Below are 26,895 nucleotides of genomic sequence, written 5' to 3'. Positions count from 1 at the left end.
GGGTGTCTATTGCTGATAATGAAACATACCGTATCGTTCAGCGTGACGCCAGCCACAGAACCAGGAGTGAGTCCATGCAAGCACGTGTCGTGATCGTCGGCGCCGGCCTCGCCGGCCTCCGGACCGCGGAGCGCCTGCGCCGGGGCGGGTACGACGGCTCCCTCACCCTGGTCGGCGCCGAGCAGCACCTCCCCTACGACCGGCCGCCGCTGTCCAAGGGGCTGCTGAGCGGAGCCGACGAGCCCGCGCCGCCCCTGCTCCGGAGCGCGGAGCGGATCGCCGAGCTCGACCTCGACCTGCGGCTCGGCGTCCGGGCCACCGCGCTCGACGCCGGCGCCCGGAGCCTCACCTTCTCCGACGGCACCACCCTGACCGCCGACCACGTCGTCCTCGCGACCGGACTGCTTGCCCGCACCGTGCCGGCCTGGGCCGGCCTGGCAGGCGTCCACACCCTGCGCACCTTCGGCGACTGCCTCGCGATCCGGGCCGCCGCCGACGGGGCCATCCACGCCACCGTCGTCGGCGCCGGCGTGCTCGGCAGCGAGATCGCCGCGAGCCTGCGCGGCCGCGGGATCGCCGTCGACCTGGTCGACCCGCTCCCCCAGCCGCTGTGCCGCGTCGTCGGCGACGAGGTCGGCGCCGTGGTCGCCGGCCTGCACCGCGCGCACGGCGTCGGACTCCACCTCGGGCGCTCGGTCGCCGAGCTCACCGCCCCCGAGGGCCGGGTCCGCGGCGTGCGCCTCGACGACGGCACCCAGTGGGCCACCGACCTCGTCGTCGCCGCGGTCGGCGGCGCCCCCGACACCGACTGGCTCGCCGCCTCGGGCCTCGCCCTCGACGACGGCGTCGCCGTCGATGCCCACGGCGCCGCCTCCGTCCCCGGCATCTGGGCGGTCGGCGACATCGCCTCCGTGGCCGACCCGCGCGGCACCGGCCGGCTCCGGATCGAGCACTGGACGGCCGCCGGCGACCTCGCCGCCACCGTCGCCGGCAACATCCTCGCCACCCTGCGCGGCGACGCCCCGAAGGCGCACACCGAGCTCCCCTACATGTGGAGCGACCAGTACGACACCAAGCTCCAGTGCCTCGGCCTGCCCCGTCCCGGCGACGACGTCGTCCTCCTCACCGGCTCCCTCGACGACGGCGTCTTCCTCGCCGCCCACGTCGCGGACGGCCGGGTCCGCGCGGTCTCCGGCGCCGGGATCCCGGCCGGACTGATGCGCTGCCGGGCGGCGGTCGCGGACGCCGTACCGCTGGCGGAGCTCGTCGCCCTGGCACCCTGGGACCGGAAGAAGGTGACCGCATGACCACCCCCGACCCCACCGACCTCACCGACCTCGCCGCCCTGGCCGCCCGGGTGGCCCGGCTCGAGGAGGCCGAGCTCGCCCGCAACCTCCTCCACGCCTACGCCGAGGTGCTCGACGACCCCACCCCCGAGGCCGTCGCCGCCCTCTTCACCGACGACGGCGTCCTCTCCGTCCCGGCCGGCGACTTCGCGGGCCGCGACGCCGTCACCGCCTTCTACCGCGACCGCCTCGGCCCCGGCGCCTCCGAGAAGCGGCACTTCATCATGAACGTCCGCACCCGCCCCCAAGCCCCCGGCCTGGTCGAGGTCGCGTCGTACTTCGTGTTCACCGCCCGTGAGAGCACCACCAGCGCCCTCGGCTGGGGCACCTACCTCGACCTCGTCGAGATCACCGCCGGCGTCCCCCGCTTCCGCCACAAGACCATCACCCCCCACCTCGCCACCGACCTCACCACCGGCTGGCCGGCGCCGCCGCGCTTGTAACTACGTGTTCAGAGCACTACCCGGGGTGTCGACCGCCCGGGTAGATGCACCAACACCCGGGCAGTCGTACGAACACCCTGGTAGACGCGCGGCCGGTAGCGCGCCGCGACGGCCACGCTGACGAGGCCACACCGCCGTCGACGACCACGCCGACGACGCCACGCCGCCGACGACGACGTCCGGTCTCGCAGCGCCAACAGACACCCGTCACCGCCCCTCCCGCACCCGAGCACCGCGGTCATCCACAGGCCCACGCACCACCCCTGGCGCCGAGCCCCGCGGGAGCCCAACCTTTCTCCATGCACCCGCAGCTCCTCGCCATCGTGGCGTCCCGCGGCCTGATCACCCGGAACCAAGCGCTCGACCGCGGCACCAGCCCCGGCGACATCCGCGCCATGCTGCGCCGCGGCGAGTGGGTCCTCCTCCGTCGCGGGATCTACACCACGGCCGAGCGCTGGCGGTCCCTCGACGAGTACGTCGGCCAGCCGCGCCTGCGCGCCATCGCTGCCGGCATGGCGGCCCGGCGAGGGTGGGTGCTCAGCCACGACTCGGCCTGCCACGTCCTCGGGATGCCGGTTCTCCGGCGCGAGGCCCAGCTCGTCCACCTCACCCGGCCCGGCTGGACCAACGCCTGGACCGAGAACGGCGTCAAGCATCACCTCGCGGCCTTCGAGCAGCACCAGGTCCTCGAGATCGACGGCGTTCGGACGCTCGACGCGGCCCGGACCGCCGTCGACGTCGCTCGCGAGCACGGGATCCGCGCGGGCCTCGTCGCCTGCGATGCAGCGCTGCGCCGAGGACACAGCCACGACGACCTGCGAGCGGCGTACGCGCGGATGCGCAACTGGCCCGGCGTCCGAGCGGCGCGGGCAGCGGTCGATCTTGCCGATCGCGGTGCCGAGACGGCGCTCGAATCGCTCACGCGCGAGCTGGTGATCGAGTCGGGCATCGGTCCGCCGGAGACCCAGTTCCCGGTCCGTACCGTCCGCGGCGTGTTCTGGTGCGACCTGCGCGTCGGCAACCACGTGATCGAGGCCGACGGCTTCGGGAAGTACCGGCCTGTGGAGGCCGGCGGCCTCGCGACGGACCCGGAACGTTCGCTGCGGGACGAGAAGGTGCGTGAGCGCGCGATCGCCGACCGCGGGCTCGTCGTCACCCGGGTGATCTGGGCCGACCTGTGGGGCGCCCGTCGTACCGAGGCGATCGCGCGGCTGACGCGGGACCACCGCGAGTCGGTGACCCGGTTCGGGTCGAGGCTGGCGGCGGAGCTCCGCGAGGAGGCCGAGGGAATCCGCCAGCGCCACGGCGACCGTCGCAGCGCCTGACACCTGACGCGCCCTCCCTCGTGCGCCGGCGACTCGGCGCGCCCACCTCTACCCGGGCGCGCGCGTCTACCCGGGCCTGCCGGCATCTACCCGGGCATTCAGGCATCTACCCGGGCGGTCGACACCCCAGGTAGACGTCTGAACACGTAGTTACAAGCGCGCTCACCGGAACGCGGGGAGGACCTCGTTCTTGAACTTCTCGAGGGTGGCGAGGACCTGGTCCTGGCCGAGCTCGTACCACTGCATGCGCAGCACGATGTGGGTGAGGCCCTGGGCCTCGAGGTCCTTGAGGGCGAGGACGGCGGAGGCCGGGTCGGTGAAGAGGTACGACGCGTCGGCGACCTCGGTGGCGGCCTGGTCGGTCTGGAGGTGGCGGTAGGCATCGCCCTGCTGGGGGGCGTTGTAGGCGGCGTACTTGGCGGTGAGGGCGCCGCGGGCGGCCTGGCCGATCGCGCGGGCGCGGTCGCGGTCGTCGTCGAGGACGAGCTCGCGGCGCACCACCAGCTCGGAGGTCTCCTTGCCGAGCCGCTCGCGCTCGGCGCGGTAGTGGCCGAGGACGACGGCGAGCCGCTCCGGGGTCACGTGGGGCGGCACGATCCAGGCGTCGCCGAGGCGGGCGGCGCGCTCGGCGCCCTTCTTGTGGGGTCCCGCGCCGATCCAGACCTGCGGACCGCCGGGCTGGACGGGGGTCAGGCTGATCTTCTCGTCGACGACCTGGAAGTGCTCGCCCTCGAAGGTGACCTGCTCGCCGCTCCACAGCTGGCGGATCAGGCGCACGCTCTCGTCGTAGCGGCCGACGCGGTCGTCCATCGGGATGCCGAAGGCGGCGAACTCGTTCTCGCGGTAGCCCATGCCGAAACCGGCCACGGCACGACCGCCGGTGAGGTGGTCGAGGGTGGCGAACTCCTCGGCGACCTCGACCGGGTGGCGCAGCGGGAGGATGAACATGTTGGTGCCGAGCGTCATCTCCCCGGCGTCCTGGGCGAGCGCCGACAGCAGCGGCACCGGCTGGAGGGTCGGCATGCTGCCCAGGTAGTGCTGCAGCACCCAGATCGAGGAGATGCCGGCGTCGGCAGCGGCGCGCACCTGCTCCCGCAGCATCGACACCCGCGACGCGGGCACGACGCCCGGCGGGAAGTCGTTCATGATGGCGAGGCCGAACTTCAACGTCATTTTCCTGCTCCTGGTTGGTTCCGATGATGCCGGATCGTGGGTGGTGGCGGGGCCGGGCACTCAGCCCGTGGGGACGTCGACCAGGCCGGCCAGCGCCCGCAGACGGGTCGCGCAGTCGGCGAGCATCCCGGCGACGACGTCGGCGGTCGGCCGCAGCTCGGCGAGCCCGCCGACCACCTGCCCGACGAAGAACGACTCGAGCTCCTGCGCGCCCGCGTGCCCCGCCGCGGCGGCCCCGTCGATGACGGCCCAGGCGTCCTTGGCGAGGAGCACCTGGAGCGGCATGGCGAGCGGCTCGGGGGCGCCGGGCGCCTCCCAGGCGTCGTGCCAGGCGCTGCGCAGCTGGCGGGCGGGCTTGCCGGTCCGGGTGCGGGAGCGGACGGTGCCGTGGCTGCCCGCGGCGAGGAGCTTGCGCTTGACCGGGTCGGGCGTGATGTCCTCGCGGGTCGCCAGCCAGACCGAGCCGCACCACGCACCGGCGGCGCCGAGCGCGAGGGCGGCCGCGAGCTGTTCGCCGGAGGCGATGCCGCCGGCGGCGAGCACCGGGACGTCGTCCGCTAGGGCGACGATCTCGGGGGTGAGCACCATGGTGGCGATCGAGCCGGTGTGCCCGCCGGCCTCGGTCCCCTGCGCGACGAGGACGTCGACGCCCGCGGCGAGCTGCCGCTCGGCGTGCTCGCGCCGGCCGACGAGCGCGGCGACGACGACACCGACGGCGTGCGCCCGCTCGACCATCGACGGCGGGGGCGGGCCGAGCGCGTTGGCGACGAGCGCCACCGGGTGCGCGAAGGTGACGTCGAGGAGCTCGTCGACGCCGCCCGGCGCGATCGCGTGGGCGGTGCTGTCGGCACCGGGCGCCGCGCGCAACCGGGCCGGGTCGAGGTCGTGGCGCGCGAGCAGCTCGGCCACGAAGTCCCAGTGCTGCTGCGGGATCCGGCGCCGCTGGTCGGTCGCGGCGTCGCTGGTCCCCGCCGGCACCAGCAGGTCGACGCCGTACGGCGCCCCGCCGGTCCGCTGCTCGATCCAGGTCAGCTGGGCGTCGAGCTCGTCGGGCCGGTACGCCGTCGCCGCCAGCACCCCGAGCCCACCGGCGCGCGACACCTCCGCCACCACGCCGGGTGAGCGGCTGAAGCCGACGAGCGGCTGCGTGGTGCCGACGAGGTCGGTGAACGCGGTCCGCACGGTCACTCCCGGGGCAGGCCGAGGCCGCGGGCGATGATCCCCCGCTGGATGTCGTTGGTGCCGCCGCCGATGACGTACATGGGCGCGACCCGGATCGCGGCGTCGTAGCGACCGGCGAGCGCGGCCTCCGGACCGAGGACGTCGAGGCAGGTGCGACCGAGCTCCTCGGCGAGGTCGCCGCTGAGCACCGCGGCCATCGGCCCGGCGATGCGGGCATCGGCGGCGCTGCCGCTGCCGCTGCCGTCCATCGACCGGGTCGCGCGCAGCACGAGGGCGCGCGCGGCCTGCAGCCGGGCGGCGACCCAGGCGATCCGGTCCCGGTCGAGCGCGTCGACCTCGCCGCCGGCCGCGACCCGGGCCCGGAGCAGCGCGAGCGTCTCGTCGAAGTGCCGGCGCAGCGTCGCGGCCACGCCGCCCATCACGACCCGCTCGGCGGTGAGCGCGTCGGTGATGACCTTCCAGCCGCCGTGCACCTCTCCGACCCGCGCGCTGTCGGGCACCCGCACGCCGTCGTAGAAGACCGTGCAGGAGATCTCGCCCGACAGCGCGACATGCTGCTGGACGGTGATCCCCGGCGTGTCCATCGGGACGAGGAAGATCGTGATGCCCGCGTGGCGGGGCGTGGCGTCGGGGTCGGTCCGGACGGCGAGCCACACGTGCGAGGCAGTCTGCCCGCGGGTGGTCCACAGCTTCTGCCCGTCGATCACCCAGCCGTCGCCGTCGTCGTCGCGGACCGCGCGGGTGCGCAGCGAGGCGAGGTCGGAGCCGGCCTCGGGCTCGGAGTAGCCGAGGCAGAACGCCATCTGCCCGGCGTGCAGGAGCGGCAGGAACTGCGCCTTCTGCTCCGGCGTCCCGTGGCGCAGCAGCGAGTGCCCGATGAGCATGGTCGCGCTCATCGCGCGGTCGACCGGGCCGCCGGCGTACTTCATCTCCTCGTGGAGCACCACCTGCTCCTCGACCTCGACCGCGCGGCCGCCGTGCTCCGCAGGCCAGTTGAGGGCGAGCAGGGACTGCTCGTCCATCTCCTGACGCAGTGCCTCGACGTCGTACCCGTCGCCGCTCCGGTGCCGGTCGAGCAGTGCGCGGACCTCGTCGCGGAACGCCTCGGCGCGCGCACCGAGGTGGAAGTGCGGGAGTGCCTCGCCGGCGAGCAGGCGGCCGGCCACGCCGTCGTCGCGGCGGTCGTCGAGGCCGCCGCTGCCGAGGTGGGTGAGGTCGGTGTGCACCCGGCGGAAGAGCCAGGCGGCGTCGTGCTCCTCGAAGAAGCCGACCGCGCCGAGCGTGTGCTGGGCGCCGGCCAGCACACGCTGCGCGGCGGTCCGCGCGTGCCGGGCGGCCAGGGCCGCGGCGAGCGGGGCGTCGTCGCGGCCGGCGAGCAGCGCGCCGACGGCCTCGTCGACGAGCGCCTCGCTGGCGGACAGGTCGATCTGGCCGGCCGCCACCCGCTGCTGGACGGCGCCGAACGCGCCGATCACCCGGCCGAACTGGCGGCGCACCTTCGCGTGCTCGACGGCGAGCTCGTGCGCCCGGCCGGCGGCGGCGACCGCGCGGGCAGCGACGCCCAGGCGCAGCACGGCGACGGCCTCGGCGACGGCGGCGGGCGCGACCGTGCGCTCGGCCACGACGGCACCCGGGGTGAGCCGGCGCCACGCCGGACGGGCCAGCCCGTCGAGCGGCTCGGCGCCGTCGATCTCCCGCAGGGTGAGCGCACCGGTGAGGGTGTCGACGACGAGCACGTGGGAGGACGTGGCGGCGTCGTCGACGATCAGGGGTCCGGCGCCGAGGACGACGACGGGCCGGACCTCGCCGGCACCGATGGCGTCCGCGTGGTCGGGCAGGAGCCGGCTGGCGACGTACGCGTCGGCGAGGGGCAGCGGGCAGGCACGACGCCCCAGCGTGCGCACGGCGGCGACGAGGTAGTCGGCAGCGCCCTCGGGGCCGAGCTGGAGCCAGCCCTGCTGGACGGCGGCCTCGGCGACCTTCGTCGCGTCGCCCGTCGCGACGTCGACCGCCGCGGGCCAGAGCCCGTCGAGCACCCCCGCCACGGCGTCCCGGAAGTCGTCCACCTCGGCCATGTCCGTCCCCCGCTCCTCACCGCCGGCTCTTGCCGCGCTCGTCCTATCTATGAATACCATAGTCATGGTCGAGGTCACAGGTCCGCGACCAGAAAGCGAGTCCTCCATGTCGTTCCCCCACCTCTTCGCCCCGGTCCGGATCGGCTCCCGCACGGTCAAGAACCGGGTCGTGCTGCCGCCGCACGCGCACGTGGTCTCCAGCCTGTGGGGCAGCGACGCGGAGGCCGAGCGGCACCTGGGCTACTGGGCGGCCCGGACCTCGGCCGGCTGGGTGGACGGCGTCTCCGCGCACGTGCGCAACCACCTCATCCCCGGCTTCGAGCCCACCGGGGTGGGCGCCCAGCGCGACGGCCACTTCCGCCAGCCGTACTTCCTCGACCGGGTGGGCCGGCTCGCCGACCTGCTGCACGCCGACGACACGATCCTCACCGTCCAGATGATCCTGCAGGGCGGCATGCCGCACGCCGCCTCACCGGCGCTGAGCGGACCGGTCGTCAACCAGGTCCCCCACGGCCTGACCCGCGCCGAGATCGACTGGTTCGTCGAGGAGTACGCGCACGGCGCGCGGCAGGTCGCGGCTGCGGGGGCCGACGGCGTCGAGCTGCACCTCAACCACGACGACATGCTCGAGTACTTCCTCTCGCCGCTGACCAACCACCGCACCGACGAGTACGGCGGCGACCTGGCCGGCCGGCTCCGCTTCCCCCTGCGCATCCTCGCGGCGCTGCGCGAGGCCGTCGGCCCCGACCGGATCGTCGGGGTCCGGATCAACCTGCGCGAGGAGGAGCCCGGTGGCTACGGCGTCGACGGGCCCGACGGGGCGGTCGCGATCGCCCGCGCGCTGGAGGCGAGCGGCCTGGTCGACTACCTCAGCTGCGCGATCGGCAGCCCCTGGGGCAACCCGAGCTACATCCAGTCCCACCACCACCGGCCCGCCGAGTGGTCCGCGCTGGCCGGCCGGGTCAAGGCCGCCGTCGGACTTCCCGTGGTCTACACCGGGCGGGTCACCGGACCCGACGTCGCCGAGGAGGTCCTGGCGGCCGGGCACGCCGACCTCGTCGGCATGGCCCGCGCGATGATCGCCGACGGCGAGCTGCTCGTGAAGGCGCGCGAGGGGCGCACCGAGGACATCCGTCCCTGCGTCGGCGGCAACGAGTGCATCAGCCGGCGCATCGTCGAGGGCACCCCCTTCTCGTGCGCAGTCAACCCCGCCGCGGGCAAGGAGGCCGACCGCGCGCAGCGACCGGCCGACGTACGACGCCGGGTGCTGGTGGTCGGCGGCGGCCCGGCCGGGATGGAGGTCGCCGGGATCGCGGCCGAGCGCGGCCACGACGTCACCCTCTGGGAGCGCGACGCGGTCCTCGGGGGCCAGCTCCGGGTGGCCGCCCGGGCCCCGCGCCACGACGACCACCTCGCCTACCTGGCCTGGCAGGAGCGCCGGCTCGCCCGCGCCGGCGTCACGGTCGCGACCGGCCGCGGGGCCACGGTCGCCGACGTCCGCGCGTTCGGCGCCGACCGGGTCGTCGTCGCCACGGGGGCCACGCCACGGCGTCCCGCACTGCCCGGCGCGGACCTCCCGCACGTGCACACCGCGGTCGACGTGCTCACCGGCGCGACCGTGCCGGCGAGCGGCGCGCACGTGCTCGTCGTCGCGCAGGACGACCACCTGCCGCCGCTCTCGGTCGCCGACCACCTCGCCGAGCGCGGCCACCGGGTCACCCTCGTGCACGGCACCACCGGCCCGGCACCCCTGGTCAGCCGCTACCTGCTCGGCTCGGTGCTCGGCCGGCTCGACGCGGGCGGCGTGGTGCTGCGCGCCTCCGAGCAGCCCACGCTGATCGAGCCCGACCGGGTCACGCTGCGCAACGTCTACTCGGGCCGCACCCAGGTGCTCACCGGGATCGACAGCGTGGTGCTCGCGTGCGGCGCGGTGCCCGACACCGGGCTGCTCGACGCGCTCCACGCCGCGGGCATCGCGGCGGACGTCGTCGGCGACGCCTACGCACCGCGCCGCCTGGTGTTCGCCACCGGCCAGGCCCGCGAGCTCGCCCTCACGCTGTAGCCGCGCGGCTCAGCCGTAGTAGCTCCGGCCCTTGGCGGCAGGGACGTCGTCCCCGCCGTCGACGACCAGGCAGGCGCCGTTGACCCGGGCCGCGCCGGCCAGGAAGAGCGCGGCGGCCGCGACGTCATCCGCCGTCGTCGGGACGCCGCTCGACGACGCCTCCGCCAGCCGCCGGTACGGCGTCGCGAGGTCGTCGGCGTCGCCCATCAGCCCGGCCGACAGCGAGCTCACCGTGCCGCCCGGCGCGACCGCGTTGATCCGCAGCCCGTACGGCGCGACCTCGACCGCGACCGACTCGACCAGCCCCTTCACCGCGTGCTTCGCGGCGGTGTAGACGTGGGGGCCGAGACCACCGCGGACGCTGGCGACGCTCGCCGTGCACACGATCGCACCGTGCGCCTGCGGCCGCATCACCCGGACCGCGTGCTTGACGGTGAGGAAGACGCTCGTCAGCAGCAGGTCCGTCGTCCTCCGGAAGTCGGCGAGCGCCGTCTCCTCGATCCGGCCGGTCACGCCGACCACGCCGGCGTTGGCGAAGACGGCGTCGACCGCGCCGAGCGCCGCGGCGGCGTCGACCGCGTCCGCGACCTGCCGCTCGTCGGTCACGTCGCAGGGCACGAACCGGGCGCCGCCCCGGAGCCGCCCGACGAGCGCCCGCCCCGCGCGCTCGTCGACGTCGGCGACGACGACCTGCCCGCCCTGGACGACGATCCGCTCCACGAGCGCGGCGCCGATGCCGCGCGCACCTCCGGTGACCAGGGCGACCGACGGGCTCTGGGACATGGGACTTCTCCTCGATTGACACCCTTTCGAGGCGACATTACATTGGAATCATTATCAGAGATAGGAGCACCGTGTCTCACCCCGTGACCGAGCTCGACCGGGTCGTCATCCGCTTCGCGGGCGACTCCGGCGACGGCATGCAGCTGACCGGCGACCGCTTCACCCAGGAAGCCGCCGTCTTCGGCAACGACCTCTCGACGCTCCCCAACTTCCCCGCCGAGATCCGCGCACCGCAGGGCACGATCCCGGGCGTCAGCAGCTTCCAGCTGCACTTCGCGAGCTACGACATCCTCACGCCGGGCGACCGTCCCGACGTCCTCGTCGCGATGAACCCCGCGGCGCTCAAGGCCAACACCGGCGACCTGCCCAAGGGCGCGACGGTCATCGTGGACACCCACGACTTCACTGCTCGCAACCTGACCAAGGTCGGCTACGCCGCGAACCCGCTCGAGGACGAGACGCTCGCCGACTTCGCGGTCCACGCCGTCGACCTGACCGGGATGACGGTCGAGGCGGTCAAGGAGTTCGGCCTCTCCCGCAAGGACGCCGCCCGCTCGAAGAACATGTTCGCGCTCGGCCTCGTCTCCTGGCTCTACGGGCGCGACGTGGCCGGCACCGAGACCTACCTCGCGCACAAGTTCGCCACGAAGCCGACCATCCGCGACGCCAACGTCGCCGCCCTCCGCGCCGGCTGGAACTTCGGTGAGACCACCGAGACCTTCGCCGTGTCGTACGTCGTGAAGCCGGCCCCCGCCGCGCCGGGCCGCTACCGCAACATCACCGGCAACACCGCGCTGTCGTACGGCCTCGTCGCCGCCGGCCGGCTGAGCGGCCTGCCCGTGCTGATGGGCGCCTACCCGATCACCCCGGCCTCCGACATCCTCCACGAGCTGTCGAAGCACAAGCGGTTCGGCGTCACCACGTTCCAGGCCGAGGACGAGATCGCCGCGATCGGCGCGGCCGTGGGCGCCTCGTTCGCCGGGACCCTCGGCGTCACCGCGACCTCCGGTCCGGGCGTCGCGCTGAAGTCCGAGGCGATGGGCCTGGCCGTGATGACCGAGCTGCCGCTGGTCGTCGTCGACGTCCAGCGCGGCGGCCCGTCGACCGGGCTGCCCACCAAGACCGAGCAGTCCGACCTGCTGCAGGCGATGTACGGCCGCAACGGCGAGGCGCCGATGCCCGTCATCGCACCGCAGTCACCCGGCGACTGCTTCGCCGCCGCGGTCGAGGCCGCCCGGATCGCGATCACCTACCGGACGCCGGTGATGCTGCTCTCCGACGGCTACCTCGCCAACGGCTCCGAGCCCTGGGCGATCCCGTCGGTCGCCGACCTGCCGGCCATCGAGCCCGGCTTCGCCACCGCGCCCAACCACTCCACGACCAACGCGAAGGGCGAGCCGGTCGAGGAGTTCTGGCCCTACCTGCGCGACGAGGAGACGCTCGCGCGTCCGTGGGCGATCCCCGGCACCGCGGGTCTCGAGCACCGCATCGGCGGTCTCGAGAAGGGCGAGGGCCACGGCAACATCTCCTACGACCCGGCCAACCACGACCGCATGGTGCGCATCCGCGCCGAGAAGGTGCAGCGGATCGCCGACTCGCTGCCGCCGCTCGAGGTCGACGACCCGTCGGGCCAGGCGGACGTCCTGGTCATCGGGTGGGGCTCGACGTACGGCCCGATCGGCGCCGCGTGCCGCCGGGTCCGCGCCGCGGGTCACCCGATCGCCCAGGTGCACCTGCGCCACGTCAACCCGCTGCCGAACGACCTCGGCGCGATCCTGCGCCGCTACGACCGCGTCGTGTGCCCGGAGATGAACCTCGGCCAGCTCTCCCGCCTGCTGCGCGCGGAGTACCTCGTCGACGTCCGCCCGATCACCACGGTGCGCGGCCTGCCGTTCGGCGCCGAGGCACTGGCCCACGACCTGCTCACCCACGTCACCCGCACCGCGGAGGCTCTCGCATGACCACCGTCGACCTGCCCGCGCCGGCCCTCACCGCCAAGGACTTCTCCAGCGACCAGGAGGTCCGCTGGTGCCCCGGCTGCGGTGACTACGCCGTCCTCAAGGCCGTGCAGTCGTTCCTGCCGGACCTGGGCCTGCGCCGCGAGAACATCGTCTTCGTCTCCGGCATCGGGTGCAGCTCGCGGTTCCCGTACTACCTCGACACCTACGGGATGCACTCCATCCACGGCCGCGCACCCTCGATCGCCACCGGCATCGCCACCGCCCGCGAGGACCTCAACGTCTGGGTCGTCACCGGCGACGGCGACGCCCTCTCCATCGGTGGCAACCACCTCATCCACGCGCTGCGCCGCAACGTGAACATGACGATCCTGCTGTTCAACAACCGGATCTACGGCCTGACCAAGGGGCAGTACTCCCCCACGTCCGAGACCGGCAAGGTCACCAAGTCCACCCCGGTGGGCTCGATCGACCACCCGTTCAACCCGGTCTCGCTGGCCCTGGGCGCCGAGGCGTCGTTCGTGGCGCGCACCATCGACTGCGACCGCAAGCACCTCACCGCCGTCCTCGCCGCGGCCGCCGCCCACCGCGGCACCTCGCTGGTCGAGATCTACCAGAACTGCCCGATCTTCAACGACGGGGCGTTCGAGGGCCTCAAGGGCCCTGACGCCGCCGACCAGCTGCTCCGGCTCGAGCCCGGCCTCGAGGTCACCGTCGACGGACAGACCTGGACCCACGACCCCACCGAGGCCAACCCCACCCGCCAGTTCGCCATCTCCCGCCTCGACGGCGACCCGGACTCCCCCGTCCCGGTCGGCATCTTCCGCCAGGTCGACCGCCCGACGTACGACGACCAGGCCCGTGCCCAGGTCGCCGACGCGCTCGCCGCGGCCGGACCGGGCGACCTGCAGGCCCTTCTCGACAGCGGAGACACCTGGTCGGTGGCCGAGGAGCGCGCCTGAGAACATCAGGCGTGCCTGCACCGACCGTCCCGGGGTCCCGAGTCCAGTTCGCGACCCTGGCGGCGATCACGGTCGTCACCGGTGTCGTGAGCAGCCTCGGAGCCCCGTTGGTCCCGGCGATCGCGGCCGAGCAGGGCGTGCCGCTGAGCACCGCGCAGTGGGTGCTGACGATCGCGCTCCTCGCGGGCGCGGTGGTCACACCGGTGCTCGGGCGGCTCGGCACCGGACGGCTCCGCCGGCCAGTGGTGATCGGAGGGCTCGGCGTCGTCCTCGCCGGCACGGTGCTCGCCGCGCTGCCGCTCGGCATCGGGACGATGGTGCTCGGCCGCGCCCTCCAGGGCGTCGGCATGGCGCTGACGCCGCTCGCGTTCGCCGTCGCGCGCGACCTGTGGTCGGGCCAGGAGCTGCTCTCCCGGCTGGCCCTGCTGTCGGTCGCGACGGTGTGCAGCGCGGGTCTCGGCTACCCGGTCTCGACCCTCGTCGCTGCACACTTCGGGATCAGCGGCGCCTACGCGTTCGGCGCCCTCCTGGTCGCGGCGACCGCGCTGCTGACGCTGCGCCACCTCCCGCCCGCCCGGGACGACGGCGTCCAGCCCGTCGACGTCGTCGGCGCTCTGCTGCTGTGCACGGGGACACTCGGCTTCCTGCTCGGCGTCAGCCAGGGCGAGCACTGGGGCTGGACCACGCCCCGCACGCTCGGCACCGGGCTCGGCGGCCTGCTCCTCATCGGGGCCTGGGTCGCCTGGAGCGGGCGGCGCACCCGGCGCGGCCGGCAGCCGCTGGTCGACCTGAGCCTCGCGCTGCGTGCCGGGGTCCGCACGCCGAACGCGGTCACGGTGGCGATCGGGATCAGCCTCTACGGCCTGTTCTCGATGGTCGTGCTGCTCGTCCAGTCCGACGGGTCCGGCGGCTTCGGCCTCGACGCCGGGCTCGCCGTCAGCGGCCTGGTCCTGGTCCCCTACGCCGTCGCCAGCATCGCGGCCAACCGGGTCGCGATGTACCTGGCCCGCCGGGTCGGCACCGGCCTCCTGCTGCCGGCCGGCTGCCTCGTCTTCGGCTCGGCCTCGGTGCTGCTGGCCTGGCGCCACGACGCGCTCTGGCAGGCCCTGCTGGCGATGGCGTTGGGCGGGCTCGGCGGCGGCCTGACCTTCTCGTCGATGGCGATGCTGATCGTGCCCAACGTCCCCGCCGAGGAGACCGGGAGCGCGATGGCGTTCAACCAGCTCCTGCGCTACCTGGCGTTCTCGACCGGCGCCGCGGCGGCGATCGCGCTCCTCGCGGCGTACGGCGGCGGGGAGGCCGGCTTCGTCGCGGTCTGCCTCACCATGGCCGCGCTGTGCGTGGTGGCCGCCGTCGGCGCGGCGGCGGACCGGCGTCCCGCTCCGGTGCTCCCCTCGATCGCCTTGCACAATCCATCATAATCAATAGAATGATTGGAGTGTGCAGGTGACCGGCCTGCCCGGCCCCCAGGAGGAGACATGCCCGAGCTGATCGTCGTCGGCGTCGACGGCAACGAGCGGGCCGAGCGGGCCGCCGACACCGCGGCCCGGCTGGCTGCCGCGACCGGGGCGGGCCTGCACGTGGTCTGCGCCTACGTCCGGGACCAGGCCGCCGAGATCAGCGTCGCCGACGGCACGCACGAGGTGTCGATCGCGCGCGAGAGCGCGGACATCGCCGCCCGGGTCGCCGGTCGTCTCGCCGAGGTCGTGCCGGGCGTGACGAGCTCGGCCGTGCAGGGCCGGCCCGCCGACGTCCTGCTCGCCGAGGCCGACCGGCTCGACGCCTCGCTGATCGTCGTCGGCAACCGTCGCATGCAGGGCATCGCCCGGGTGCTCGGCAGCGTCCCGGCGGCCGTGGCGCACCACGCGCCCTGCGACGTCTACATCGTCAACACCGGCTGAGTCGGCCGGACCGGCCCCGCGCCGGCCCCGGATCTGCTGGGATGAGCCTGTGCTGCTCGACCTCCAGCTCGACGGACGCCCCGACCAGGCCCGCGAGCGCGCCCGCGCCCTCGCCGCCACCGGGGCCGCCGGCCTGTTCACCTTCGAGGGTCCGCACGACGTCTTCCTGCCCCTGGCCGCCGTCGCCGGCGAGGTCGACGCCGACCTGATGACCAACGTCGCGATCGCCATGCCGCGCTCGCCGATGCACCTCGCGCACACCGCGTGGGACCTGCAGCTGATGTCCGGCGGCCGGTTCCGGCTCGGCCTCGGCTCGCAGATCCGACCCCACATCGAGAAGAGGTACGGCGCCCGCTGGTCGCCACCCGCCGCGCGGATGCGCGAGATCGTGGCCGCGGTGCGCGCGATCCTGCACTCGTGGCAGTCCGGGGAGCGCCTCGACTTCCGCGGCGAGCACACCACCCACACCCTGATGCCGCCCACCTTCGTGCCCGGCCCCAACCCCTTCGGCCCGCCGCCCGTCCTGCTCGGCGCGCTCGGCCCCCTGATGACCCGGACCGCCGCCGAGGTCGCCGACGGCCTGCTCGTGATGCCCTTCCACAGCCACCGCCACTTCCGCGAGCGGACCCTGCCCGCCGTCGCCGACGGGCTCGCCGCGTCCGGCCGCTCCCCCGGCGACCTGGCGGTGCACCCGCAGGCGATCGTCGCGATGGGCCGCACCGACGCCGAGCTCACCGCCGCCCGTGCGGGTGTGCGCGGACTCCTGGCGTTCTACGGGTCCACGCCGGCGTACCGGCCGGTGCTCGACGTCGAGGGCTGGAGCGACCTCCAGCCCGAGCTCAACCGGCTCTCCAAGACCGGCGACGTCGCCGCGATGACCGCGCTGGTCGACGACCGGATGCTCGCCACGCTCGCGGTCACCGGCACGCCCGAGGAGTGCGCGGCCGAGATCGGCCGGCGCTTCGGCGACGTACCGGGAGTGACGCGGGTGTGCTGCTACTTCCCCGGCTACGACCCGCCGCTCGACCAGGTCGCGGCGCTGGCGGAGGCACTCCGGCCGCTCTGAGCGGGCGGTGGAAGCACCCGGGGTCGTCGCGCTCGACGACCGCGAGATCGTCGACGCCGCGACTCTCCGGCGGCGTTCCGGCGCCCGAGCGGTCCGCCGCCCGCTCGTCCCGCACGGGCCGCACCCGCGCGCTGCGCGTCGCGCACGCGGCCGATTGCCGGGCCGCCAACCCGTTCGCGTCGTGCCTGCGCGCGGTCTGCGGCGAGATCCGCGGACCGGCTGCCCGCCCGCAGGTCCAGATCGGCCCCTACCGGGTCGACCTCGCCGACCCCGACCTCGGCGTGGTCATCGAAGCCGACTCGCGCACGTGGCACGCGGGGCCGGCCGAGCACGACGCCGACGTCCGCCGCTCCACCACGCTCGTGCGCACCCGGGCGGCGCGGGTCAGCCCCCGAACGCGGGCTTCTCCTTCGCCAGGAACGCCCGCACGCCCTCGGCGAAGTCCGGCCCGCCGTACACCTCGCGCAGCAGCGGCTCCTCGTCGGCCGGCGCGGTCTCGGTGATGGCGGCGCGGCGGCGCAGCTGCTGCTTGGTGACGCGCAGCGTGACCGGGGAGGCCTGGAGGATGCCGTCGACCAGGGCGTCGACCTCGGCGTCGAGCGCCGCGCGGTCGGGGACCTCGGCGGTGAGCGCGCCCGCGGCGTAGGCGCGGTCGGCGGTGACCAGCCGCGAGGCCAGCAGCATCTCGCGGGTGAGCGACTCTCCGAAGACGGCGGCGCAGCGGTAGAGCACCGGCGAGGACAGCGCGTTGCCGAGCGTCCGGGCGATCGGGTAGCCGAAGCGGGACGACGACGTCGCGACCCGCAGGTCGGCGTTCGTGGCGACCGCGAGGCCGCCGCCGACGCAGACGCCGTCGATCGCGGCGATCGTGACCTGGGGCAGCGCCAAGAGGCCGTCGAGCATCTCCCGGATCCACGTCTCGTACTCGACGGCGTCGGCCTCGAGGAAGTCGGAGATCTCGTTGCCCGCGGCGAAGGCCTTGCCGCCCTCGCCGCGCAGCACCACGACCCGGACCGACCGGTCGTCGGCGAGCTCGTGCCACAGCTCGCGCATCTGGGCGTACATCGCCTGGGTGAAGGCGTTGCGGCGCTCGGGACGGTTGAAGGCCACCGCGACGACGCCCGGGCGCCCGCGGTCGATGATCAGGTCGCTCACGCCGGCGATTGTCCCAGGGTCAGTAGCCGTACCCGCCACCGCCGCCGCTGTCACCACCGTCGCTGCTGTCGCTGCTCGACGGCGAGGCGGGCGTGGTCATCTTGGTGCCGTCGGCCCCGACCACCCACCAGATCCCGCCGTAGCCCTGCCCGTAGGCGTCGCCGGCCTCCTTGTCGGAGGCGTAGGTGTAGAGCGGGTGACCGTCCAGGGTGAGCTGGTCGCCGCCGTCCGCGCCCTTGACCGTGCCGAGCTTCCCCTGGACGCCGTCCCCCAGCGTCGGGCTCGCCGGCGCCGGGACGGCGGGCCAGAGCCCCACGCACGGACCGGTGCACGCGCTGGTGGTCTCGCCCGGCTGGTCCTTGTCGTAGTAGTAGACGGTCCGCCCGGCCGAGTCGACCAGGACCTTGCCCGCCTCGGTGCTCCCCAGCTGCAGCGTGACACCCGAGTCGGCGGTCGGGGAGGCGGCGCCGCCGCTCCCGCCGCCGCCGTCGGAGCCGCAGGCACCCAGCGCGAGGACCGCCACGGACAGCAGGGGAAGGGCGACGGCGGCCGGCTTGTTCATCGGGACTCCTCGGGTCGGTGGATACCCGTGACACGGCGCCGGGCCCGCCGGGGTTCACCGGATCAGGGGGTTCCCGCCAGCAGCACCGTGCCGTCCTCCGCGCGCAGCTCGACCCGCTCGATGGCGGACGGCGCGAGGTCGGTCGAGCCGGCCGTCCGCGCGGTCTCGCCGGGCCCGGCCTGCCAGCGGGACACGAGCTGGCGCTGCCCGGCGTCGTCCACGACGTAGAGCGCGTAGCGGTACCGGTCGCCGTAGCTCCCCGTGTAGGTGCAGGTCATCGCGATCGCCGTGCCCCACGCGGTCGGGGTCAGCCGGACCGTGGCCCGCAGCGGGACCGGCCGCTCCGCGACCCCGGCGAGCGCGACGGTCCGCCCCGCGGGTGGCGCGTGCTCGCGGGAGCCCACGACCACCCCGGTGACCGCGCCGCCGGCCAGCAGCACGGCCGCGGCCACCCCGGCGAGGGCCCTGCGGCGCACCGGGCGCCGCGCCGGCACCCCGACCGGAGCCGGGACGACGTCCACCGGCGTCTCGGCGAGCAGCGCCGCCGCGTCGTCGTCGGGGACGAGCCGCAGCAGTCCCGGCAGCATCCCGACCTCCGCCACCGCCGCCGCGCAACGGGCGCAGTCGTCGACGTGCGCCTCGTACTCGCGGCGCTCGCTGCTCGACAGCGCACCGAGGACGTAGGCGGCGTCCCAGTCGGCGTAGGGGTGGGTGGTCACCGGGTCACGCCCCGTTCCTGGAGGGCGAGCCGCAGCGCGCGCAGGCCGTAGTGGAGCCGGGACTTCACGGTTCCCGGCGGGATGTCGAGCGCCGCGGCGATCTCGGCGACGCTGAGCCGCAGGTAGTACGCCCGGACCACGACCGCGCGGTGCTCCGCGCTCAGCGTGGCGAGCGCGTCCCCCACGAGGAGGGCGTCGAACAGCGCGTCGACCCGGTCCGGCTCGACGGTCGCCGCCGTCTCCGGAGGCTCGGCCGCCACGGTCTCGTGCCGGGCCCGCGAGGAGCGCGCCTCGTCGACGACGAGGTGCCGCGCCACCGTGTAGAGCCAGGCCCGGACCGAGCCCCGGTCGTCCTCGCGCACGTCGTGCAGCCAGGCACGCAGCAGCGTCTCCTGGACGACGTCGGCGGCGCGCTGCGGGTCACCGACCAGGCGGACGACATACCTCTCCAGCGCGGCCGCGTGCTCGCGGTGCAGCGCCTGGATCAGGTCGGGATCGCCCGGCATCGTCCACCTCCGTGGAGGACACGACGACGGGAGCCGTTCGGTTCACCGTCCCCTCCATCATGCGCTCGCGGCCGGAGCCGCGCGCAGCAGCGCGTCGCGCGCCCGGGTGCGCGAGGTCAGCAGCCCGAGACCGGCGCCCGCGGTGTTGGCGACGGCGTCGCGCCAGTCCATCACCCGGTCGGCGGTGAGCGTCCCCTGCGCGATCTCGAGCCCGGCGCCCAGCAGCACCAGGCCGATCCCGGCCACCAGGAGCGGCCGCCCGCCCCGGAAGACCTGGACCGCGCCGGCCGCCAGCACGCCGTACGCCGTGAGGTGCTGCCACTTGTCGCCGGCCGGCACGTCCGGCCCGGCCGGTGGCGAGCCCAGCGAGAGCGCGACCACCGCCGCGACGAGCAGCAGCCACAGCCCCAGCCACAGCCAGGGCAGTCGCAGCGGCTTCACGCCCGCTGCTCGCGGACCGCGAACGCCGCGACGACCCCCGCCAGCGCCCCGAACAGGTGGCCCTGCCACGACACTCCCGGCGTCCCCGGCAGGACACCCCACAGGACGCCGCCGTACACGACGAGGACGCCGAGGCCGAGCACGATCTCCCACGGCTTGCGGTCGACGAAGCCCTGCACCGCCAGGTAGGCGATCCACCCGAAGATCAGCCCGGACGCCCCGATGTGCACCGAGCCGCCGCCCGCCACCAGCCACACCGCGAACCCGCCGAGCAGCCAGATGATCGCCGTCGCCACGAGCCCGCGGACCAGCCCGGTCGCCAGCGTCAGGAAGCCCAGCACCAGCGCCGGCACCGTGTTGGCACTCAGGTGCCCCCACCCGCCGTGCAGCAGCGGCGCCGCCAGGATCCCCAGCAGCCCCTCGCCGTCCCGCGGCCGGATGCCCCACCCGTCGAGCCGGTGCGACGCCGCGACGTCGACCACCTCGATCGCCCAGAGGAGGGCGACGAAGACTCCGGTGGCGAGCGCCGCCACCTGCCAGGCCGGGCGGGTCTGCTGCTGCATGGGGACAGTGTGGCGGGTCGTCGGTCGCCGGTCAGCCGTGGCTGGCGACGTACTCCTCCAGCGCGTCGCGCACCAGGTCGGCCGGACGACGGCCCTCGCGCTCGGCGAGCTCGGCGATCTGCTGCTTGAGGGCGGGCGTGACCCGCGCCGTGATCTTGGGCGAGTGCTCGCCCGGCCCGGTGAGGGACGGCCGCCCGCGCAGCCGCGCCGCACGATCGGCGACCTCGCGGCCGTACGCCTCCGCGCCGGCCTCGTCGAGGACGCGACCGGACGGCAGGGTGATCGGGTGCTCGTCGAGGTCGAGGTCCTCGTCGTCGCCCTCGACCTCGGCCTCGCCGGCCAGGATCGCCTGCTGCAGCTCATCCTTCACGGTGCCCACCTCCTACGGAGCGGATCCGGTAGCTCGTCGGCATCGCGTGGATCACGGCCCACCCACCCGGGCGACGGTCGTCCGGGACCACCACGATCTCCAGGGCGACGCCGCGATCGTCGACGCCCACGTACGTGCGCGCGTCGCCGTCGATGATCGGCTCGTCGGCGCTGACCAGCGCCGCGATGATGTGCCCGTTGCCGACTCGATGCTTGCGGGCGGACCGGGTGACCCTGATGCGCATGCGACGAACGTAGATCCGCTGTTCGATTTGTGTCGCCCACAATAGCCCGTTCTCCACAGGCCCGCCACCACTTTCCGGGTCAGCCCCAGACCGCGACCCAGTACTGCACCCCGTACGGCGCGTCGTCGTACCGCACGTCCCCGTCGGCCAGCGGCGGCAGCCCGACCAGGCAGGTGACGTCGGCCCAGAGCTCGTCGGCGAGCGCGAGGTCGATGTGGTCGAAGGACGCCCGCAGCGCGGCGTCGAAGCCGGCGGCCCGCTCGTCGAGGTGGCCCGGCGCCTTCTCGGTGCGGGTGGCCGAGCCGTTGCCGACGACCAGGGTCCCGGTCTCGTCGGCGTCGACGACGACGGCGCCCACGGCCTCGGCCAGCGCTGCGCCGACCCGGCGGCCCGACGGACCCGAGGCGACGACGCGCACCCGCGGCCCGAGCTCGCCGACGGCGGACAGGCAGGCCGCGCGCAAGGGGGCGACCGGGTCGTCCAGCGACGCGTACGACGGCAGCAGGGCCGGCACGCCCGGCACCAGGGCCCGGGCCCTCACTGCAGGCCCCGGATCGCGCGCAGCGGCGGTCGCCGCCCCGCGATGGACCAGACCATGTCGACGGTCTGCCGGGTCTCGACGACCTGGTGGACGCGGTAGATCCGGGCACCCGCGAGCGCGCACACCGAGGTGGCGGCGAGCGTCCCGACGAGCCGCTCCCCCACGTCGAGGCCGAGGGTCTCGCCGACGAAGTCCTTGTTGGACAGCGACACCAGCACCGGCCACCCGGTGGCGACCATCTCGCCGAGGCGGCGGGTGACCTCGAGCGAGTGGAAGGTGTTCTTGCCGAAGTCGTGGGCCGGGTCGATGACGATCGACTCGCGCGCGACCCCGGCGTCCAGTGCCCGCTGCGCGTAGGCGGTGGTGTCGGCGATCGCGGCGGCGACGACGTCGTCGTACTCGATCCGGTAGGGGCGGGTCCGCGGGGTGACGCCGCCGGTGTGGGTGCAGATGATCGCGGCGTCGTGCTCGGCGGCGACGTCGACCAGCTCGGGGTCCGCGCCGCCCCAGGCGTCGTTGAGGACGTCGGCACCCGCCGCGCAGACGGCGGCGCCGACCTCGGCGCGCCAGGTGTCGACGGAGATGACGAGGTCCGGGTAGGTCGCGCGCACCTGGGCGACGAAGTCGACGACGCGGGCCTTCTCCTCGGCGGCCGAGATCTCGACGCCGGGCGCGGCCTTGATCCCGCCGATGTCGACGATCTCGGCCCCCTGCGCGACGACCTCCGCGACCCGCGCGAACGCGGCGTCCTCGGCCCAGGTCGCCCCCTTGTCGAAGAACGAGTCGGGCGTGCGGTTGACGATCCCCATCATCAGCGGGTCGTCGTCACCGAAGGCATGTCGTCCCAGCCTCATCACAGGTAGGCCTCCGCCGCCGGTCGCTCGACGGTGGGTACGACGTGCTCGACCGGCTCGAGCCCGCGCAGGTACTGGCGCAGCACGGCCGCCTCGCCCCCGGCAGCCGGCACGACGCCGGACCGGGCGAGCGCCGCCGCGAGGATCTGGGTCGCCATGCCGCCGAGGTCGCGCAGCGCCTGGTGCCGGTGCGCGCGGACCCCCAGGTCGACCTGGGCGAGGGACGACGTCCCGCCCGCGCGGACGGTGTCGACGAGGGCGGCGAGCTCGACGGCGTACCCGGTGGGGACCGACAGGCCCGCGAACCACGTCCGGCGCACGGCCCACTCGCCCGCGAGCGGCTGCACCAGCGAGCCGAGCTCGGGGAAGAGCAGCGCGATCAGCGGCCGGGCGACCAGCTCGGTGACCCGGCCGCCCTCGAGCGGCCCCTCGGCGCCCGGGCGGTCGTAGAAGCCCTTGACCAGCTGCACGCCGGGGTCGGACAGCAGCGGCCCGAGCAGGCCGGGCACGAAGTGGGTGTCCCAGTCGTGGAGGTCGGCGTCCATGAAGACGACGAGGTCGCCCGAGGTCACGAAGAGCGACTTCCACATCGCCTCGCCCTTGCCCGGGTGGGTGCCCAGGTCGGGCCGGATCTCGGCCGCGCGGTGCACCCGCGCGCCGGCCGAGGCGGCGACCGCGAAGGTGTCGTCGACCGAGTCGCTGTCGATCACCACGATCTCGTCGACCAGTGCGACCGTCTCCATGAGCGCCTCGCGCACCCGGGAGACGACGGCGCCGACGGTCGCGGCCTCGTTCCGCGCCGGGACGACGAGGCTGACCCGCTGCCCCAGCTCCACCTTGCGACCCAGGAGCACCTCGAGGCTCCAGTCGTCCCAGTGGGCGGCGCGGATCCCCATGCCGGCCAACCTACCGGCCACCCGCGGCCGGTCCGGATTCACCCGTCAGACTCGCCCCGAACTGCCAGGAGCGGTGCTACGGTCGAAGTCGTCTCGGGATGTTCGGGTGCTCCCTCCCCCCTGGAGATCGACATGGGTTTCCGCCGGTTCCGCCGCAAGGTGCGCTGCCTCCTGAGATACGGGCCACACCGGTGCCCGCACATCGAGCGCCACTCGCGCCGCCCCAAGCGGCCGCGCCGGGTGGCCGCGCAGCCACCACCCCTGGGCCGGCACGCCCGGACCTGAGCCGGACCGAGCCGGACCTCAGCCCGCGAGGTACGCCCGCACCGCGGCCGCGATCGCGCGCGCGTAGCGCTGCCGGCCGGCCGGGCTCTCCATCACCGCGGCGTCACCGGCCGCGCGCATGTTCCCGAGCTCGGCCATCACCGCCGGGACGTCGGACAGGTTGAGGGTCCCGAGGTCGGTCCGGACGTCGATCCCGTCGTCCCCGCGGTAGGTCGACGGCGCGAAGCCCGCCCGCACCAGCGCGTCCCTCAGGTCCACGGCGAGGCGCCGGGAGGGCCGCTCGATGTCGTCGGTCCACCCGGACCGCGTGCCGGGCCGGATCACGTGGAAGCCGTGCGCCCCCGACGACAGCACGCCGTCCCCGTGGATGCTCACCCGCACGTCGGCCGTCGGCCCCGGCTGGCCGGGGTTCCCGATCCGGCCGCGCTCGTCCACGCACGGGCCCCACGCGCCGGCCGCGTCGTCCGGCCGGGTGAGCACGACCCGGGCCCCCATCCGGCGCAGCTGCCGCCGGGTCTCGACGGCGACCTCCCAGGCGAAGGTCGCCTCGGGGTAGCCGTCGTCCGTCGCCGTGCCCGTGGTGTTGCAGGCCTTGGTGATCCCGCCGGCGTCGACCGGCCGGTTGATCTCGTCGGGGAACCGGGCGTTGCCGAGCCGGTGCCCCGGGTCGAGGACGACGACCTTGCCGGCCAGCGGGCGCTTCGGCGGCCGCGGCTGCGGGGTCACCGAGGAGGGCGTCGCGGAGGACGATCCGGCGCTCGGCGTACCGGCGCCGGGGGCCGGGGAGTCCGCGCCGGAGCACCCGGCCGCCAGCACGGCGACGGCGAGCACGACGGCTGCGGCGCGCCCGGTCATGCGTACCCCAGCACGTCCTTCCGCTTCTCTCCCCAGGCGAGCGCGGAGGCGATGGCCTCGTCGAGGCTCAGCTCGGTGCGCCACCCGAGCAGCTCGGCGGCCTTGTCGGCGTTGGCGAACGCGCCCGCCGCGTCACCGGGACGCGCCGGCGCCTCGACCACCGGCACCGGCTTGCCGACCACGCGCTCGACCGCGGCGAGCAGCTCGCGCACGGTGACGCCGTCGCCGGCCCCCAGGTTGATGTACGTGTACGGCGCCGCGACCGTGTCCAGCACCTTGTCGAACTCCTCGACCGCCCGCACGTGCGCGCGGGCCAGGTCCCACACGTGGATGTAGTCGCGGATGCCCGTGCCGTCGCGGGTCGGGTGGTCGGTGCCGGTCAGCGTGAAGGTCGGCCGGATCCCCAGCGCCGTCTGCGCCATCAGCGGGACGACGTGCGTCGCGTCGCGCAGGTGGTAGCCCGTCTCGAGGTCCGGGTCGGCCCCGATGGGGTTGAAGTAGCGCAGGATGATCGCGCGCAGGTCGGTGGCCTTCGCGAGGTCCTCCAGGACCATCTCCATCATCCGCTTGGTGCGCGCGTAGGGGGAGGTCGGGTCGACCGGGTCGTCCTCGGTCACCTCGAACTGCGGCGTGAGCGCGTAGAGCGAGGCCGTCGAGGAGAACAGGATCCGCGGCTTCCCGAGCGCGGTCAGCTCGTCGAACATCTCCAGCGACTTGGTCACGTTGTCGCGGTAGTACTCGTAGGGCAGTGCCACCGACTCCGGGACGACGATCCGCGCCGCCATGTGGATCGTGGCGTCCAGGTCCGGGTGCTCGGCCACCACGCGGCGCAGCAGCGCACGGTCGGCGACGTCTCCCTCGTAGAAGATCCGGTCGCCGACGTACGCACGCGGCCCGCTGAGCAGCGAGTCGAGGATGACCGGGGTGTGCCCGGCCTGCTCCAGCGCCTTCGCCGTGATCGAACCGAGGTAGCCGGCGCCGCCGGTGACGAGAACCTTCATGGGTCCAGAGACTACTGAGCCGCCCGTGGCCCGCCGCCAACCGTCATTTTGCGAACAGGATGCCCGCTCGCCGCGACATCCCCCCTTCGGTGTCCTTACGGTCACCTCCGCGGACGCGGCCCGGCGAGGGGCCCGCGCGGGACATCCGGGGGGATTCGATGACGGTGGTCGACCGGGCGCCGCGCCACCTGCGCGCGCTCCGGCCCCGACCCCTGCCGCTGGTCCCGGCCACGGTGCTCGTCGGCGACGCCGTCCTGCTGGGCCTGACCGTGGTGCTGGCGGTGCTCGGCCGCGAGAAGCTGACGCTCTTCACGCCGCCCGCGGGCGTGCGGAGCCACCTCGAGGTCGCGGCGCCGCTCATCCTGCTCGGCTGGCTGCTGACCATCGGCTTCCTCGGCGGCTACCGGCGCGAGGTGCTCGGGGCCGGCACCGACGAGTTCAAGCGGGTCTTCCAGGCGAGCCTGCTCACCTCCGGCCTGGTCGGCATCGGCTGCTACCTCGCGAAGTTCACGCTGCCGCGCGGGTTCTTCGTGCTCGCCTTCCTGATCGGCCCGGTGCTGCTGCTCCTGGGCCGGTGGGTCGCGCGCCAGCTGCTCCACGTGCTGCGCCGCCGCGGCCTGCTCGCCTCGCGCGTCCTGGTCGCCGGCTCGGTCGAGGGCAGCGACGCGATGACGCGGGTGCTGCGCCGCGAGAGCTGGCTCGGGTACGCCGTGGTGGGCGCCGTCGTCCCGTCCGGGTCGCGGGTGGTGGACGAGACGCGCACCGGCGTCCCGGTGCTCGGCGACGTCGCCGAGCTGACCGAGCTGGTCGACACGCACGCGATCGACCTGGTCCTCTTCGCGCCCGGCAGCGTCACCGACGCCGCCGAGATGAAGCAGGTGATCTGGGCGCTCGAGCGGCACCGGGTGCGGGTCGCGCTCACGCCCCAGCTCGACAACATCTCCCACGAGCGGATCGCCGTCCGGCCGGTCGGCGGCGTCCCGCTCATCCACGTCGACTCCCCCACCTGGACCGACGCCGGCGCGGTCGGCAAGCGGGTCTTCGACGTCGTCGGCGCGACGCTGCTGCTCCTCGCCTTCAGCCCGCTGCTGGCGGTCGCGGCGACGTCCGTGTGGCTGCACGACCGCGGCCCGGTGCTGTTCTCGCAGCTGCGGGTGGGCCGCGACGGCCGCCCGTTCCGGTGCCTGAAGCTCCGCACCATGCGGGTCGACGCCGAGGCGCAGGTCGCGCTCCTGATGGAGGAGACCGCCCAGGACGCCCTCCTCTTCAAGGTCAAGGACGACCCGCGGATCACCCGCCCCGGGCACTGGCTGCGGCGCTACTCGGTCGACGAGCTGCCCCAGCTCCTCAACGTGCTGCGCGGCGACATGAGCCTGGTCGGGCCGCGCCCCCAGGTCGAGCGCGAGGTCGCGATGTACGACGGCGCGATGACCCGCCGCCTCCTCGTCCGACCCGGCATGACCGGCCTGTGGCAGGTGTCGGGCCGCAACGACCTGCGGCCCGACGAGGCGATGCGGCTCGACCTCTACTATGTCGACAACTGGTCGATGCTCCAGGACCTCGCGATCCTGGTCCGGACGGCGCACGCCGTCGTCGGCGCCCGGGGCGCCTACTGAGCCGGAGGAGG

General features: G+C 74.5%; 27 protein-coding genes. 10 read left to right on the top strand and 17 right to left on the bottom strand.

Features of this window, described 5'->3' with window-relative positions; genetic code table 11:
* Positions 1–74 precede the first annotated feature (74 nt).
* From BM223_RS03960 to BM223_RS03950, 3 genes are all read left to right on the top strand, one after another.
* A complete protein-coding gene (locus BM223_RS03960; protein WP_038681468.1) occupies positions 75–1,307 on the top strand; it encodes an NAD(P)/FAD-dependent oxidoreductase in 1,233 nt (410 codons plus the stop codon).
* The gene (locus BM223_RS03955) at positions 1,304–1,789 is read left to right on the top strand and encodes a nuclear transport factor 2 family protein (RefSeq protein WP_038681470.1); all 486 of its coding nucleotides are present in this window, start codon (positions 1,304–1,306) and stop codon (positions 1,787–1,789) included. Before BM223_RS03960 ends, BM223_RS03955 begins: the two co-directional genes overlap by 4 nt.
* 299 nt (positions 1,790–2,088) lie before the next feature.
* Positions 2,089–3,114, top strand: a complete 1,026-nt coding sequence (locus BM223_RS03950) for a type IV toxin-antitoxin system AbiEi family antitoxin domain-containing protein (RefSeq protein WP_038681472.1) — start codon at positions 2,089–2,091, stop codon at positions 3,112–3,114.
* A 162-nt stretch (positions 3,115–3,276) separates the two neighbouring features.
* Here BM223_RS03950 and BM223_RS03945 read toward each other — a convergent pair whose 3' ends face one another.
* From BM223_RS03945 to BM223_RS03935, 3 genes are read right to left on the bottom strand one after another with little or no spacing between them, the layout of a single operon-like run.
* Positions 3,277–4,287 (bottom strand): LLM class flavin-dependent oxidoreductase, encoded by a 1,011-nt coding sequence (locus tag BM223_RS03945; protein ID WP_038681473.1) that lies wholly within the window; start codon positions 4,285–4,287, stop codon positions 3,277–3,279.
* Positions 4,288–4,347: 60 nt separating this feature from the next.
* Positions 4,348–5,469, bottom strand: coding sequence for a nitronate monooxygenase (locus BM223_RS03940; protein WP_038685259.1), 1,122 nt, complete (start codon positions 5,467–5,469; stop codon positions 4,348–4,350).
* 2 nt (positions 5,470–5,471) lie between these two features.
* Entirely contained in the window at positions 5,472–7,544 is a 2,073-nt protein-coding gene (locus tag BM223_RS03935) for an acyl-CoA dehydrogenase family protein (RefSeq protein WP_038681475.1), read from the bottom strand.
* A gap of 106 nt (positions 7,545–7,650) precedes the next feature.
* Here BM223_RS03935 and BM223_RS03930 point away from each other — a divergent pair, with 106 nt between their 5' ends.
* Complete coding sequence (locus BM223_RS03930; RefSeq protein WP_200887014.1) at positions 7,651–9,606, top strand: oxidoreductase; 1,956 nt, start codon at positions 7,651–7,653, stop codon at positions 9,604–9,606.
* 9 nt (positions 9,607–9,615) lie between these two features.
* Here BM223_RS03930 and BM223_RS03925 read toward each other — a convergent pair whose 3' ends face one another.
* Positions 9,616–10,389: an SDR family oxidoreductase gene (locus BM223_RS03925; RefSeq protein WP_075018460.1), complete on the bottom strand. Its 774-nt coding sequence runs from the start codon at positions 10,387–10,389 to the stop codon at positions 9,616–9,618.
* Between the two features lie 41 nt (positions 10,390–10,430).
* Here BM223_RS03925 and BM223_RS03920 point away from each other — a divergent pair, with 41 nt between their 5' ends.
* The 5 genes from BM223_RS03920 to BM223_RS03900 are packed head-to-tail and all read left to right on the top strand — an operon-like array spanning position 10,431 to position 16,276.
* Positions 10,431–12,350: a 2-oxoacid:acceptor oxidoreductase subunit alpha gene (locus tag BM223_RS03920; RefSeq protein ID WP_371861512.1), complete on the top strand. Its 1,920-nt coding sequence runs from the start codon at positions 10,431–10,433 to the stop codon at positions 12,348–12,350.
* Positions 12,347–13,309 carry a 2-oxoacid:ferredoxin oxidoreductase subunit beta gene (locus tag BM223_RS03915; RefSeq protein WP_075018459.1) on the top strand — a complete coding sequence of 321 codons (963 nt, stop codon included), beginning with the start codon at positions 12,347–12,349 and terminating at the stop codon, positions 13,307–13,309. The genes BM223_RS03920 and BM223_RS03915 overlap by 4 nt, the downstream gene beginning before the upstream one ends.
* A gap of 11 nt (positions 13,310–13,320) precedes the next feature.
* On the top strand, positions 13,321–14,730 hold the full coding sequence (locus tag BM223_RS03910; RefSeq protein ID WP_052138985.1) for an MFS transporter: 1,410 nt from the start codon (positions 13,321–13,323) through the stop codon (positions 14,728–14,730).
* A gap of 57 nt (positions 14,731–14,787) precedes the next feature.
* Entirely contained in the window at positions 14,788–15,210 is a 423-nt protein-coding gene (locus tag BM223_RS03905) for a universal stress protein (RefSeq protein ID WP_038681483.1), read from the top strand.
* Positions 15,211–15,259: 49 nt separating this feature from the next.
* Positions 15,260–16,276 (top strand): TIGR03617 family F420-dependent LLM class oxidoreductase, encoded by a 1,017-nt coding sequence (locus BM223_RS03900; protein ID WP_038681485.1) that lies wholly within the window; start codon positions 15,260–15,262, stop codon positions 16,274–16,276.
* Between the two features lie 384 nt (positions 16,277–16,660).
* On the opposite strand, the gene BM223_RS03895 is transcribed toward BM223_RS03900, so the two are convergent.
* From BM223_RS03895 to galE, 13 genes are all read right to left on the bottom strand, one after another.
* A complete protein-coding gene (locus BM223_RS03895) occupies positions 16,661–17,431 on the bottom strand; it encodes an enoyl-CoA hydratase-related protein (protein WP_038681487.1) in 771 nt (256 codons plus the stop codon).
* A gap of 19 nt (positions 17,432–17,450) precedes the next feature.
* Positions 17,451–17,993 (bottom strand): COG4315 family predicted lipoprotein, encoded by a 543-nt coding sequence (locus BM223_RS03890; RefSeq protein ID WP_052138986.1) that lies wholly within the window; start codon positions 17,991–17,993, stop codon positions 17,451–17,453.
* A 62-nt stretch (positions 17,994–18,055) separates the two neighbouring features.
* The gene (locus BM223_RS03885; protein ID WP_038681489.1) at positions 18,056–18,712 is read right to left on the bottom strand and encodes an anti-sigma factor family protein; all 657 of its coding nucleotides are present in this window, start codon (positions 18,710–18,712) and stop codon (positions 18,056–18,058) included.
* Entirely contained in the window at positions 18,709–19,218 is a 510-nt protein-coding gene (locus tag BM223_RS03880; protein ID WP_038681491.1) for a sigma-70 family RNA polymerase sigma factor, read from the bottom strand. The genes BM223_RS03885 and BM223_RS03880 overlap by 4 nt, the downstream gene beginning before the upstream one ends.
* A 57-nt stretch (positions 19,219–19,275) precedes the next feature.
* Positions 19,276–19,659 carry a VanZ family protein gene (locus BM223_RS03875; protein ID WP_038681492.1) on the bottom strand — a complete coding sequence of 128 codons (384 nt, stop codon included), beginning with the start codon at positions 19,657–19,659 and terminating at the stop codon, positions 19,276–19,278.
* Positions 19,656–20,222 carry a rhomboid family intramembrane serine protease gene (locus BM223_RS03870; protein ID WP_038681494.1) on the bottom strand — a complete coding sequence of 189 codons (567 nt, stop codon included), beginning with the start codon at positions 20,220–20,222 and terminating at the stop codon, positions 19,656–19,658. The genes BM223_RS03875 and BM223_RS03870 overlap by 4 nt, the downstream gene beginning before the upstream one ends.
* 31 nt (positions 20,223–20,253) lie before the next feature.
* Entirely contained in the window at positions 20,254–20,592 is a 339-nt protein-coding gene (locus tag BM223_RS03865) for a ribbon-helix-helix domain-containing protein (protein WP_083427843.1), read from the bottom strand.
* The gene (locus BM223_RS03860) at positions 20,582–20,836 is read right to left on the bottom strand and encodes a hypothetical protein (protein ID WP_038681497.1); all 255 of its coding nucleotides are present in this window, start codon (positions 20,834–20,836) and stop codon (positions 20,582–20,584) included. The genes BM223_RS03865 and BM223_RS03860 overlap by 11 nt, the downstream gene beginning before the upstream one ends.
* A 79-nt stretch (positions 20,837–20,915) precedes the next feature.
* Entirely contained in the window at positions 20,916–21,377 is a 462-nt protein-coding gene (locus tag BM223_RS03855; protein ID WP_038681498.1) for a class III extradiol ring-cleavage dioxygenase family protein, read from the bottom strand.
* Positions 21,374–22,231, bottom strand: a complete 858-nt coding sequence (folP, locus tag BM223_RS03850) for a dihydropteroate synthase (RefSeq protein WP_200887015.1) — start codon at positions 22,229–22,231, stop codon at positions 21,374–21,376. The genes BM223_RS03855 and folP overlap by 4 nt, the downstream gene beginning before the upstream one ends.
* Positions 22,231–23,127, bottom strand: coding sequence for a glucosyl-3-phosphoglycerate synthase (locus tag BM223_RS03845; protein WP_038681502.1), 897 nt, complete (start codon positions 23,125–23,127; stop codon positions 22,231–22,233). The genes folP and BM223_RS03845 overlap by 1 nt, the downstream gene beginning before the upstream one ends.
* A 303-nt stretch (positions 23,128–23,430) precedes the next feature.
* Positions 23,431–24,267, bottom strand: a complete 837-nt coding sequence (locus BM223_RS03840; protein ID WP_038681504.1) for an N-acetylmuramoyl-L-alanine amidase — start codon at positions 24,265–24,267, stop codon at positions 23,431–23,433.
* Positions 24,264–25,268: a UDP-glucose 4-epimerase GalE gene (galE, locus tag BM223_RS03835; protein WP_038681506.1), complete on the bottom strand. Its 1,005-nt coding sequence runs from the start codon at positions 25,266–25,268 to the stop codon at positions 24,264–24,266. Before galE ends, BM223_RS03840 begins: the two co-directional genes overlap by 4 nt.
* Before the next feature lie 158 nt (positions 25,269–25,426).
* Here galE and BM223_RS03830 point away from each other — a divergent pair, with 158 nt between their 5' ends.
* A complete protein-coding gene (locus tag BM223_RS03830) occupies positions 25,427–26,884 on the top strand; it encodes a sugar transferase (RefSeq protein ID WP_052138988.1) in 1,458 nt (485 codons plus the stop codon).
* Positions 26,885–26,895 lie beyond the last annotated feature (11 nt).

The sequence above is a fragment of the Pimelobacter simplex genome, from assembly GCF_900114845.1.
Taxonomy (GTDB): domain Bacteria; phylum Actinomycetota; class Actinomycetes; order Propionibacteriales; family Nocardioidaceae; genus Nocardioides; species Nocardioides simplex.
Note: the sequence above shows the minus strand (reverse complement) of the source record. Positions and strands in the feature narration are given on the sequence as shown.

Coding starts and splice junctions, on each gene's coding strand:
- BM223_RS03830 (WP_052138988.1), top strand. CDS start 25,427: ATGACGGTGGTCGACCGGGCGCCGCGCCACCTGCGCGCGCTCCGGCCC.
- BM223_RS03930 (WP_200887014.1), top strand. CDS start 7,651: ATGTCGTTCCCCCACCTCTTCGCCCCGGTCCGGATCGGCTCCCGCACG.
- BM223_RS03960 (WP_038681468.1), top strand. CDS start 75: ATGCAAGCACGTGTCGTGATCGTCGGCGCCGGCCTCGCCGGCCTCCGG.
- BM223_RS03880 (WP_038681491.1), bottom strand. CDS start 19,218: ATGCCGGGCGATCCCGACCTGATCCAGGCGCTGCACCGCGAGCACGCG.
- BM223_RS03955 (WP_038681470.1), top strand. CDS start 1,304: ATGACCACCCCCGACCCCACCGACCTCACCGACCTCGCCGCCCTGGCC.
- BM223_RS03845 (WP_038681502.1), bottom strand. CDS start 23,127: ATGGGGATCCGCGCCGCCCACTGGGACGACTGGAGCCTCGAGGTGCTC.
- galE (WP_038681506.1), bottom strand. CDS start 25,268: ATGAAGGTTCTCGTCACCGGCGGCGCCGGCTACCTCGGTTCGATCACG.
- BM223_RS03925 (WP_075018460.1), bottom strand. CDS start 10,389: ATGTCCCAGAGCCCGTCGGTCGCCCTGGTCACCGGAGGTGCGCGCGGC.
- BM223_RS03950 (WP_038681472.1), top strand. CDS start 2,089: ATGCACCCGCAGCTCCTCGCCATCGTGGCGTCCCGCGGCCTGATCACC.
- BM223_RS03890 (WP_052138986.1), bottom strand. CDS start 17,993: ATGAACAAGCCGGCCGCCGTCGCCCTTCCCCTGCTGTCCGTGGCGGTC.
- folP (WP_200887015.1), bottom strand. CDS start 22,231: ATGAGGCTGGGACGACATGCCTTCGGTGACGACGACCCGCTGATGATG.
- BM223_RS03915 (WP_075018459.1), top strand. CDS start 12,347: ATGACCACCGTCGACCTGCCCGCGCCGGCCCTCACCGCCAAGGACTTC.
- BM223_RS03945 (WP_038681473.1), bottom strand. CDS start 4,287: ATGACGTTGAAGTTCGGCCTCGCCATCATGAACGACTTCCCGCCGGGC.
- BM223_RS03840 (WP_038681504.1), bottom strand. CDS start 24,267: ATGACCGGGCGCGCCGCAGCCGTCGTGCTCGCCGTCGCCGTGCTGGCG.
- BM223_RS03905 (WP_038681483.1), top strand. CDS start 14,788: ATGCCCGAGCTGATCGTCGTCGGCGTCGACGGCAACGAGCGGGCCGAG.
- BM223_RS03870 (WP_038681494.1), bottom strand. CDS start 20,222: ATGCAGCAGCAGACCCGCCCGGCCTGGCAGGTGGCGGCGCTCGCCACC.
- BM223_RS03860 (WP_038681497.1), bottom strand. CDS start 20,836: ATGCGCATCAGGGTCACCCGGTCCGCCCGCAAGCATCGAGTCGGCAAC.
- BM223_RS03935 (WP_038681475.1), bottom strand. CDS start 7,544: ATGGCCGAGGTGGACGACTTCCGGGACGCCGTGGCGGGGGTGCTCGAC.